This is a genomic window from Candidatus Erwinia haradaeae (assembly GCF_900698985.1).
GTDB classification, from domain to species: Bacteria; Pseudomonadota; Gammaproteobacteria; order Enterobacterales; family Enterobacteriaceae; genus Erwinia_E; species Erwinia_E haradaeae_B.
In genome coordinates this window covers 990,687-1,002,105 of sequence record NZ_LR217730.1, presented here as the reverse complement: position 1 = coordinate 1,002,105, position 11,419 = coordinate 990,687, and the positions used below count along the sequence as shown (strand labels likewise).

At 28.0% G+C, this 11,419-nt stretch carries 8 protein-coding genes; 2 read left to right on the top strand and 6 right to left on the bottom strand.

The window, feature by feature from the left end; translation table 11 throughout:
* Nucleotides 1-29 precede the first annotated feature (29 nt).
* Entirely contained in the window at nt 30-341 is a 312-nt protein-coding gene (zapA, locus tag ERCIPSPA2889_RS03140; protein ID WP_157989375.1) for a cell division protein ZapA, read from the top strand.
* Nucleotides 342-841: 500 nt separating this feature from the next.
* Here zapA and ptsN read toward each other — a convergent pair whose 3' ends face one another.
* The 6 genes from ptsN to kdsD all read right to left on the bottom strand — a co-directional run bounded on the left by ptsN (nt 842) and on the right by kdsD (nt 7,059).
* The gene (gene ptsN, locus ERCIPSPA2889_RS03135) at nt 842-1,327 is read right to left on the bottom strand and encodes a PTS IIA-like nitrogen regulatory protein PtsN (protein WP_157989374.1); all 486 of its coding nucleotides are present in this window, start codon (nt 1,325-1,327) and stop codon (nt 842-844) included.
* Nucleotides 1,328-2,881: 1,554 nt separating this feature from the next.
* Nucleotides 2,882-3,610, bottom strand: coding sequence for an LPS export ABC transporter ATP-binding protein (lptB, locus tag ERCIPSPA2889_RS03130; RefSeq protein WP_157989373.1), 729 nt, complete (start codon nt 3,608-3,610; stop codon nt 2,882-2,884).
* Nucleotide 3,611: 1 nt separating this feature from the next.
* The gene (lptA, locus tag ERCIPSPA2889_RS03125; RefSeq protein WP_414973876.1) at nt 3,612-4,100 is read right to left on the bottom strand and encodes a lipopolysaccharide transport periplasmic protein LptA; all 489 of its coding nucleotides are present in this window, start codon (nt 4,098-4,100) and stop codon (nt 3,612-3,614) included.
* Between the two features lies 1 nt (nt 4,101).
* The gene (lptC, locus tag ERCIPSPA2889_RS03120; protein WP_157989371.1) at nt 4,102-4,710 is read right to left on the bottom strand and encodes an LPS export ABC transporter periplasmic protein LptC; all 609 of its coding nucleotides are present in this window, start codon (nt 4,708-4,710) and stop codon (nt 4,102-4,104) included.
* 11 nt (nt 4,711-4,721) lie between these two features.
* A complete protein-coding gene (gene kdsC, locus ERCIPSPA2889_RS03115; protein ID WP_157989370.1) occupies nt 4,722-5,285 on the bottom strand; it encodes a 3-deoxy-manno-octulosonate-8-phosphatase KdsC in 564 nt (187 codons plus the stop codon).
* 781 nt (nt 5,286-6,066) lie between these two features.
* On the bottom strand, nt 6,067-7,059 hold the full coding sequence (kdsD, locus tag ERCIPSPA2889_RS03110; protein WP_157989369.1) for an arabinose-5-phosphate isomerase KdsD: 993 nt from the start codon (nt 7,057-7,059) through the stop codon (nt 6,067-6,069).
* 2,005 nt (nt 7,060-9,064) lie between these two features.
* Between kdsD and recD the strand changes: the two genes are divergently transcribed.
* Complete coding sequence (recD, locus tag ERCIPSPA2889_RS03105) at nt 9,065-10,927, top strand: exodeoxyribonuclease V subunit alpha (RefSeq protein ID WP_157989368.1); 1,863 nt, start codon at nt 9,065-9,067, stop codon at nt 10,925-10,927.
* The last annotated feature ends 492 nt before the right edge of the window (nt 10,928-11,419 follow it).

Genomic DNA, 11,419 nt, shown 5'->3' with positions numbered 1-11,419 from the left:
TAAATATAGAAATTAATTAGGATAATCAGATGCCTGAGGAAGCGGTAGATTTGTATATTCTTGGAAACGCATTACGAGTTAATTGCCCTTTAGAGCAGAAAGAGGCGTTGAGTATAGCTGTAGAAGAGTTGACAAAACAGTTAACTGATTTAAAAAATCGCACCAAGATCACTAATACTAATCAATTAATTTTTAGCACTGCATTAAATCTTTGTTATACATTAGCTCAGGAAAAGCTTAAAAAAAATAATGATGAAGAACATATGGCGCGACGTATAAAAATATTACATATAACTTTAGAAAAAACACTGCATAATGCTAAAAAAGCGTTATCTAATTAGATCAATATTAGCGATATAAAATAGAACTTATATAAACTTTATCTTTAAACAATTTAATATATTTTTCTTCTAGAAAAAGTAAAGGGAATATCTTTTACAGCTTAATATAAATTTATTTTTATGCTCGATATGTAATATATGTAATATAAAGATGATCTAATATTTGTTTTATAGATGATAATTAATAAAAATTTTATAGCGTGTAGTATACGTAATGATTTCAATGCATGTTGAATATATTGCAAAGTTTATCAACTAATAGTTACTTTTTAATTGTAAATAAGAAAATCATATTGAATATAGCAAGAAGTTTTATCTATTTTTAGTTTTAAGGGGCGCGACGGGATCTTCTCAATAATAAAAGGTTCAGTCTAATTTACTTAATAGATAACTTAAAACCTTGCAAGGTTGGCATTTTTATTAATTAAAAATACATGAAATATATTTGAGCTTGTTAGCAAGGATTATTTTTAGAGAAACTATTAATTATAATGTAATGATCATTCGATTTGATTATGTACTTTAGTAAATATACTATATAGATCTTCATCACTACTTGCGGATCGAAGACGGCGTAAAATAGATTGATTCATTAATCGCTTTGCTACTAAAGATAGTGCATATAAGTAAGTTTTATATTGATCTGTTGGCACTAATAACGCAAATAAAAGATCAACCGGTTGATTATCAATAGCATCAAAAACGATAGGGTTTTCAAGGCGTAAAAAAACACCGATAGTATGTAAAATGTCTTCCTTTAATGTGCCATGCGGGATAGCAATACCATTTCCAATGCCAGTGCTTCCCATTTTTTCACGTGCTTCTATTGCATCTAAAATAATTTTTTGTGGAAGACTGAGCTGCTTAGCTGCAATATCACTAATAATTTCTAAGGCCCCTTGTTTGTTATTGCAATATACAGCATGACGTGTGCATGCTATGTTCAGTAATGTGCTCAGTTCTAGTTGAGAATTATTATTTATCATAGTTTGACTTACTTATGTATTGTTATAGAGACGAGTAGCGCTGTATTTTTTACTAAAAAAATAAAAATATTTTATTAAAGTGCACAATACATGCAATAATGATCTCTTTTTGTTTAGCAACTTTCTTAAAAATTATGATATTAGAATTTCAAATGACTTAATGATGGCTGAGTTTAAGAAACTTGATGGTTAATTAATAATATATTTTTCGTAAGTTTTTAGTAAATATTGTACTATCTTGATAGTAATGGATACTTGTATTCTCTGAGTCTATTCCATTGGAATATTATAAAATATTTTAAATATAAATGCTTGAAAGATTTTTATGTAAATTGTATAATTATTATACATTTTTTATATCCTAGGTCTGTTATGTAATATAATTACAAAAACTATATTTTATTATAAAATAATGTTTATTTTATTTTTAGTTTACTTATAGTCAACGTAAATATTAACTATTAACTTGTATTATTTTTATTTTATATCTAAAAAATATTTCCAATTTATCATATAGAAATTTCTGTTATGGGAGGCATTAATAATATTATAAATAAAAAATATTTTTTAATATATATGGACTGATATAAAAAGATATTTAAAAAACAATATTGATAGTGATACATTAATTAGCAGTGAACATTGCAGTTTACTTTTACTTATTTATGAAAAAATAAAAATAGCTGTATAAAAATAATTTAATACAAGAGAAACTCTTCTAATACAAATTTCCATTATTTATGGTCAAAAACCCATTTTTATTATATAAATATAAGATCAAAAAACCATTATATGTATGTATCTTAAAGAATGCTTTCTATCTAATAAAAATACATATACTTAGTGTTATAGTTTTTAGCAGACTTAAAAATATGTTCTATAGGTTGAAATATAAAATAAATATAAATATATATTTAAATCAGTATGATATTAATATATGTGATACATCTAAGTAATATATACAGGGCATGTAAAGTATATTACTAAAAAATATTTAAGTGAAGTTTTAGTTTTGATATAAGTACTAATATAGTATAATTATTAAATATTTATTATTCAACATACAGTTGAATTTTTAGAGTAAAAATTTTTATACATATAACAATTAAGATTTTCTTATGCAAAGATGATTGATAATATATTAATATAATACACCCTAAAAAATATTTATAATATAAGAGCTTTTATGTTTTAGGTCGTAATGTTTTTTAAAATTTTTATTTTTGTTTCTTTTATTTAAATGATAAAAACATGATGATGTTAAATTTAAATATTTATTTTTATAATATACATTTTGTTCTCTTTTAATATAATAATTTTTTTAATATCTAAATATTCGATATATCTTAATATGATACGAATTATAACAAGATAAAAATTTTATTTTTATATAAATAATCTTTGTTAATATAAAAACATATTTTTTTAAAAATTGTTTGATAATATATGGAAGAGATAGCAAGTCATTTTTACTGTCATCATCAGTTTAAGTAAAACTTTCTGGATTTTCTAAAGATTGACAGTATCGTTATGTATAGTACTAAAAATATTTGTTTATAATCTAAACTCTGAACCTAGATAGACACGTTGTACTTGCTTATCTGCCAGGATACTTTTCGGCATACCATGAGAAATTAAATGTCCTTGATTAACAATATATGCACGCTCGCATACTGTTAATGTTTCACGAACATTATGGTCAGTAATCAATACGCCTAAACCATTATTTCGAAGATGCTGTATAATATTTTTAATATCTGTTACTGAGATTGGATCGATACCAGCAAAAGGTTCATCTAAGAGAATAAATTTTGGATTTGCCGCTAGCGCACGCGCGATTTCGACACGTCGTCGTTCACCACCAGATAATGTGTGTCCCATTTTATTACGTAAATGATTTCCGATATGAAATTCATCTAATAGTTCATTAGCACGATTTTTACGTTGTTTTTTAGTAAGATCATGACGTATCTCGAGTATGGACATTAAATTATCATAAACGCTTAGACGTCTAAAAATAGAACTTTCTTGTGGAAGGTATCCAATGCCACGTCGTGCTCGCTCGTGTAGTGGAAGTAAACTAATATCCTCTTGATCAAGAATAATGTGTCCTGAGTCGCGAGCTATGATTCCTGCCACCATATAGAATGTTGTTGTTTTTCCTGCACCATTAGGCCCAAGTAAACCAATAATTTCACCAGATCTTACATGTAAGCTGACACCTTTTACTATAATACGACCTTGGTAGGTTTTGATTAAATTATCTATGAATAAGGTTGACATGTTAGTAATTTTTGCTCTTTAATGGTACTGAAGGTTTATAGTTATTCTGTAATTCTGAAGGCATCAGAGTTGTAGTAATTCGCTGATTATTATTGCTAATAGCCTGTATTTTTTGTTCTTTCATTAAGTAAATAAGATGATCACATTGTATTTTACTATGTAGTTGCATAAAACAAGCATTACCAATTAACTCCACTTGATCATTTTCTAAGTCATAATGAATTTTTTTTGCAGACCCCTGAACTGGTGCGTGATTATCTTGTATTTGATAGAATGTTGTGAGATCGCCATAAGCATCAACAATCATTTTTTTATTATCTCCGTTTGGACGCATCATGATAACTTTAGTGGCCAAGATTTTAATAGTGCCTTGCGTTACACAGACATTACCAGACGCTATTGCGATATTGCTTTGTAAGTTGACCATCTGTTTTTCTGAATTTATATAAACAGGTTGATTAAAATCTTTAAGTAGTGCAATTGAAGGCATACTATAAATGAGAAAAAGACTGCTTATGCATACTTTTATGATTGTAGTTTTTGTTTTTAATTTCATAAGAAGTTTTTACTTGCCCGATTAATTCTGCTGTTTTATTGTGTAAATTACCATGTATTCTGGTACTAGTAGATTGAAAGTTATGACCATAAAGTGTGACGCTATCCTTAGCAATAATATCGTGCGTTACTAAGTTTACTGTTGCATTATTTGCTTTAATTTCTTTTATCTCTGTTATATTAGAAAGGCTATTTACTATAATGTTTCCATATAAATACAATATATTATCATGAGTAAGTTTAGCTTGATTGGCGCGCATTTTCCAGGTTGGAAATTTTTTATCGTCATATATTTCGACTATAGGACAAATGAACCAGCTAATTTTATGATCAGAGTAATATTGAGCTTTATCGGCCATTATATGGTAAGATATAAAACCGTTATTATTATATAACAGTACATGTAAGTTAGTACTTATATGAATTGGTTCGTTAGCATGATCACTAACACTAAAGATGTCTTCTATATTATTATGATTTGTAAGTATTCCAAAGATTAACAGGATAATTATAAAAGCTATTGATACTATTACCCAATTTTTCATTATACTCATTACTATTTAGAGACACAATCTATGGTCATTTTATCTTTTGATATGAGGATTAAATCACAAATTTCTCGTACGGCCCCATGTCCTCCAGCAATCCGTGTGATATAGTCGGCTTTAGCAAGTAAGATTGGGTGAGCGTCAGATACTGTAATGCTTAAACCTACTTGCGCCATAACTGACCAGTCTGCTAGATCATCGCCAATATATGCTACTTGATGTACATTTAGTTTTAGTGTCTTTAAAATTAGATGGAACGGTTGAATTTTATCAGATTGATCTTCATATAGATATTTTATACCTAAAGCACTGCAACGATCTCTGAGCAATTTTGATTGGCGCCCTGTAATAACTGCCACTTCAATTTGAGAGGTTAATAAGCAATGAATACCATATCCATCACGCACATGAAAAGTTTTAAATTCTTCACCATTATTTCCTTGGTAAATCATTCCATTTGACATGACACCGTCTACATCACAAATTAATAATTCTATTTGTTTTGCTTTTTTCATTACTTTGTGACTCACCGGTCCATAGCAAGTTGAAATAGCAGTTTTCTTATTATTCATAATAATGTTCCACTTTTGTTAGTGTTATCTATGATTAGTTAGAGAGTAGGACCGTATATAAGTAATCTAAATATTATAGATAACGTGATATTATAAAATATTTAATAATACAATAAAGTTTTAAATTAGTTCTAAGTTTTTTACTGTGATCTTATTTATGTATGATATGGTCTTTATGTGACCACTATAATAAATGTATTCTGAAATCAATAAAAGGAAAAAGAAAATTACTTAATTAAGAGGTTGAATGGCTATATTATAAAAGTGTAAATTGTCTATTTACATAAACTATAATATTTGCATTATGCAGAATTTCTTTTATGTGTTATTAATTTTTGATTTTACCTGTGAATTTTGACATCTTTAAGTTAAACTAATAATTTTATATTTTAAGGTTGTTTTTCAAAAAAATGGTATCTGAATATATTAATATTTTTTGTATTATCCTGTTTTATCTAAGGATAAAAACATACTAAGTAGTCTGATTTTGATACAATGTATTAGAGATATTAAAATTCTTTGCTGTCTATTTGTTAGATTCAGGTTGAGTTAGTTTATGCTGACACCTGTTACAATAATTTTTGATATAATTGTATATGATATATCTTATAAATAAGATGCAGCATAATTATAAGAAAATTTTTTTTGATAATAAAAAGATCATAATACTAATGCATTCAGATTGTTAAGTTGATTGTATCTAAGTATTACTTTATAAGTTCGTTTACTTATAGTATAGTATTATTTTTTTAAGTTGTTGTTTTTATTAAGCATAACTTTTTTAAGTTATACTAGCACGTAAAATATCATGAATATGCACTAGACCTAATAATTGATCGTTTATAGAAATCATGATACAGGTAATATTCTTACTTTTCATCATGTTCACGGCATCAACGACTAATGTTCCAGGTCGTGCACGTATGCCAAATTGAGTCATGACACTATCTATTCTCATATTTTGCACATCAATATTTATATTTAAATTTAATATACGCCGCAAATCGCCATCAGTAAAAATACCTTTAATAAGTCCTTCTATGCTACAAATAACTATAACTCCCATTTTTTTAGATGTCATATGTAATAATGCTTGACTTAGAGATGCATCTGGTTGGATGCAAGGAATATCATTACCAGTATGCATAATATCTTCAACACGAAGTAATACCTTATGACCTAGTGCCCCGCCAGGATGGGAAAGAGCAAAATCCTCTTGTGTGAAACCTCTAGCATTTAATAATGCGATTGCCAATGCATCGCCCATGACAAGTGTAGCAGTAGTGCTACTTGTTGGTGCGAGACCTAAAGGGCACGCTTCTTTTGGTACCTTAACGCATATATGAATTTTTGCAGCGCATGCCATTGTGCTTTCAGGTCTGCTAGTGATGCAGATTAATATGATATGACGACGCTTTAAGACAGGGATTAATGTTAAAATCTCTAATGCTTCCCCAGAATTAGAAATAGCAATTACTATATCATTAGCACCAACCATTCCTAGATCACCATGATTAGCTTCAGCGGGATGCACAAAAAAAGAAGGCGTTCCAGTACTAGCAAAGGTTGAGGCAATTTTTTTACCAATATGACCTGATTTTCCAATTCCCATAACCACTACTTTTCCGCGGCAATGATAAATGATTTTACAAGCATGAGTGAAATCTTCATTGATATACTGATCTAATTGTTGTAGTCCTTCACGTACAATTTGCAATACTGTCCTACCAGTTTTTTGAAAATGACAAGGATTTTCAGTGACCAGAGGCGTCATATATTTCAGATCCTTGTGCTAAAAAATTATGGATTAGGTAGATTTGTATTATTAAAAATATAATATATATACTGTGTACTCCCAATATGTATCATTGTATAGTATGATTTAATTTTAAACTACATCTCATGTGGCATGTAATAGATCTTTAGTATAATTTATTCTAGATGATCATCATGACAGATAAAGTCTTTTGATATTATAGATATCTAAATTATTTGTATAGTACAAATTAGTTTAGAATATTCTTATCATCTAAACTAGTCTTTTATATATAAAACTAACTAAATCAATAAGGGTTTTACTGTACTGCTAATTTAATAAATAGAATATCATTGTATTTACTATATAAAAGTAGTTGAGAATGATTGAATTAAAGATTTTTATTTTAATAAAACTAAATATTACGAGAAAATATTGAGCAAGATATAATTAAGTCTATAGTTATATTGTATTCTTATTATATATATAATATAACATATTATTATGTAGAGAAGAATCGCGTATATTATAAAAAGAAGATAATTATATATTGCGTTATTAATAGATTAAGTGGATAGCATGCGCTTTTTATTGGGATAATTATTAAAAGGAGTTAAAAGATATTTTTTTAATAATTATAGTATATTTTTAATGGTTATATATTCTCTCGTTAATTAATTTTTCGTTTTTGCTGAACTCAAAGAATATCTGTTTTTTCTAAAAAAATAGGTTTTTTTGAAGAGTAAAAGTGAGTATAAGTTATTGTAGTATAAAAAATCATTATAAAAATCATTGGTTCTGTTGTTTATCTATACTATTAGATATACATAAAAGTGAGTGGATATTCGATTACTAATACTAAGTTATAAAGATATAAATATCTTAAGAAAATATTAATATCGCTCAATGATAAACACTTAGTTGATCATTGTAGTTTGATTTTTTTCGTTTTTATAAGAAGTAATATCTAAAAAATAGATACATATACTTCGTGTTTTTATTGAGTAGTTTTGATGGTGATTATTTAATATAATTTATAATTATTACATCACGTAAGTGTATAAAAAAATTTTTTAATTTTTTACGTAAACATGTATTTATTTTTGACATTGAGCAAAAATAATTTGACCTTAATATTAATAATTTTTATCAATATTAGATGCATATGATATATTTTTTTTATTTTTAATACATGTAGAGCGCATTAACATTTTACAAAATTTATTTTTAAAACATCAAAATAGATTATTGTAAATAATATCTAAAATTATACTGCAATATGATAATAATCATTAGATTTTATTAGTTTTTGTAAAATTAATTATATGTCAAGTGCCAATGCATAAGATATCATCTATTTTGATTATAGATAATATACAATATAATATATTATAATATTTTATTTTTTAGAAAAAACGGTGTATGCCGTGTATTTTAATTTTTATTCTTTTTTCTTGAATGCGAAAAAATGACATTTAAGTAATATTAAATTAATAGTATTGGTTATTTTATTTAACCATAGCATATAGGATGTATTGAAATTGACCTGAATGTATATCATCGGTTATTTTGTAGTAGTAGCATGCATACATGCTTTGTGTAATCAGTTGGTCATTTTATATTATGAACTTACAGTGGCGCTCCAATCTAACTAATAAAAAATATTGCTATCGTTTTTATAATCCACTATACGCTGGATGTCTTTCGTATTATTTTATAATTCTAAAAAATTGTAAGGCGATATAATAAAGGGATCGATAGTTTGTTGATTTTTTTTAATTGGAGTGATTTTGTAATAGTTGGAAGATTTTTATGGATAACTAATTTATAGTTTTTAATGTTATGATTTTTAAGTGAGGGCGGTAAAAATTTATATTTTGTAAGACTTTTATTAAATAGATATAGAAAGCCTAGCTAAGATTTGCATAAGGTTTATCGTTTCTGTATTTTAGAGAGCAGTATATTATATTTTTCATTAATTTCATGAAATTGATATTTAAATCTGACATTCAGGAAACAACACATGATATTGTCAGAGCTATTATATATAGCACAGCAAAGAGGATTGCTGCACCCTCTTGATTTGCATTTTGCTCGAGTTGTCTCAGGAGGAGAGGAAGCATCTTTACTTATGTTTTGTGCAGCATTAGTGAGCCGTAACACTAGAGAAGGGCATGTATGTTTATTACTTGATCAATTACGTTCTGAAGTTTTTTTTTCTGGTATGCATCAGGATTTAGCTCAGATGATATGGATATCGGTTGGAGCGCCAGAAAATATTAAGGATACCTTATTAGCACACTCAGCAGTGAGTGACGGGAAGTTAGTTGCACCACTAGTTTTAGATAGAGAGCGTCTTTACTTATATCGGATGTGGTATAATGAAGTTATTGTAGCTAAATTTATACAACGTAAAAACTCTTCATTTTATATAGATGAACAGAAGACACGTAAGATTTTAGATCGTTATTTTGGTCGGAATGTGTATAATTTTCAAAAAATTTCTGTAGCGGTAGCGCTTACACGACAAATAGCAATTATATCTGGTGGGCCTGGCACTGGTAAAACCACCACGGTAGCTAAGTTTTTAGCTAGTGTTATTGAATTATCAGCAACACCACAATATATAAAGGTGGTTTCAGTCACTGGTAAATCCGCTTTAAAGTTAAGCGAGGCTCTTGGTCATTCCTTAAAGAGGCTAAAGGTAAGTGATCGTATTTTAAGGAGTTTTCCGCGAGAAGCCGTTACACTTCATAGGCTATTAGATGTTCACCCAAGTAGTCAGCATATCAGATTTTGTGCAGATAATCCTCTTCAAGTTGATGTGTTAGTGGTTGATGAAGCATCGATGATTGATTTATCTATGATGTCTTTTTTAATTACTGCATTACCTTATCACACACGAGTTCTGTTTCTTGGAGATCGAGATCAATTAACTTCTATAGAAGCTGGATCTGTATTTAGTGATCTTTGTTATCGTGCAGACAATTATTATAGCTCTTCGCGAGCTGAACAACTTTTTCGTTTAACTGGTTGTAAGCTGATTAAGCAGATAGCTAATCGAGCTAATTTAATAGGTGATATGATTTGTGTACTTACTAAAAGTTATCGATTTAAACGATCATCTGGTATCGGTCAGTTAGCATTAGCAGTAAATAATGGACAGGTTCATTGTACCGAGAAGATATTAAATGGTACATTTAGTGATGTATGTCGTATTGCAATTAGATGTCAAGCAGACTATCAGAAGTTAGTAGAAAATTGCTCGGAAGGATATAGTTCTTACTTATCTTTGCTTCATTCTGGTGCGAAACCTAATCAAGTATTAACTGCTTTTAGATGCTTTCAGGTTTTATGTGCAGTGCATAATGGGTTGTTTGGTGTAATAGAGTTAAATAAGCGTATTGAAAATATGTTGCATCAGGTTGGGTTAATTAGTAAGGGTTTTCCTGTGATGCAAAAATGGTATATTGGACGCCCAGTAATGATTATGAGTAATGACCAAGATATGAAATTGTTTAATGGTGAGGTTGGTATAGTAATGGAAGATAATGATCACCAAATGAAAGTATGGTTCTTATTATCTGATGGTAGCATTACTGCGGTGCAGACCTGTTTTTTACCACTGCATGATACAGCTTTTGCTATGACAATACACAAATCTCAGGGTTCAGAATTTGATCATACTATAGTTATTTTGCCGAATCAGATAATACCAGTGTTAACGCGTCAATTAGTATATACGGCAATTACTCGTGCAAAAAAAAAGCTTACTATTTATTCTGAGAAATTGATTTTTGAAAGCGCAGTGAGAGCTTGTGTATCACGTCAAAGTGGCCTAAGAGATAGAATTTTTATCAACTCTGAAAATATAATAAATCCTTAAATTATAAAAGAAAATAAAGATTATTAGCATTTACTGTTGGGAAAAATAAAGGTTTTTGTGATTAGTTTACAGAAAGCGTATATGTATAGTTACATTACATAAAAAAATGGCATATGATAGTGTGTTTGATTATTATATAATATATATAGAAATAATTAGACAGTCATCATATGAACCAGTTTTGAATATTAATAATAAAAATATAATTAACATAAAGTTAGTGTAATAAAATTATTGTAAAATCATACTAATATTCTAAGAAGCTATCTCACTTATAACTAAAAAATAACAAAGATTGTATATTTTATATAAAGGTGGTGATAAGATCCTCATTTATATTTTTGATGAGATTCTAGGGAAACCGGAATATATTTTGTGCTTTTCATTAGTAATTAAACAGTGTTATTAAGTGCATAAATATATTTATTATATCTGATCGGGATAATATTACCGATATGCTATTAAATTACTTTAAAAGTAAGTCAGTGTTTG

What these genes read in the sequence shown, in the direction of transcription:
- kdsD (WP_157989369.1), bottom strand. Translation starts at nt 7,059, where the DNA reads ATGACGCCTCTGGTCACTGAAAATCCTTGTCATTTTCAAAAAACTGGT.
- lptC (WP_157989371.1), bottom strand. Translation starts at nt 4,710, where the DNA reads ATGAAAAATTGGGTAATAGTATCAATAGCTTTTATAATTATCCTGTTA.
- lptA (WP_414973876.1), bottom strand. Translation starts at nt 4,100, where the DNA reads ATGCCTTCAATTGCACTACTTAAAGATTTTAATCAACCTGTTTATATA.
- zapA (WP_157989375.1), top strand. Translation starts at nt 30, where the DNA reads ATGCCTGAGGAAGCGGTAGATTTGTATATTCTTGGAAACGCATTACGA.
- lptB (WP_157989373.1), bottom strand. Translation starts at nt 3,610, where the DNA reads ATGTCAACCTTATTCATAGATAATTTAATCAAAACCTACCAAGGTCGT.
- ptsN (WP_157989374.1), bottom strand. Translation starts at nt 1,327, where the DNA reads ATGATAAATAATAATTCTCAACTAGAACTGAGCACATTACTGAACATA.
- recD (WP_157989368.1), top strand. Translation starts at nt 9,065, where the DNA reads ATGATATTGTCAGAGCTATTATATATAGCACAGCAAAGAGGATTGCTG.
- kdsC (WP_157989370.1), bottom strand. Translation starts at nt 5,285, where the DNA reads ATGAATAATAAGAAAACTGCTATTTCAACTTGCTATGGACCGGTGAGT.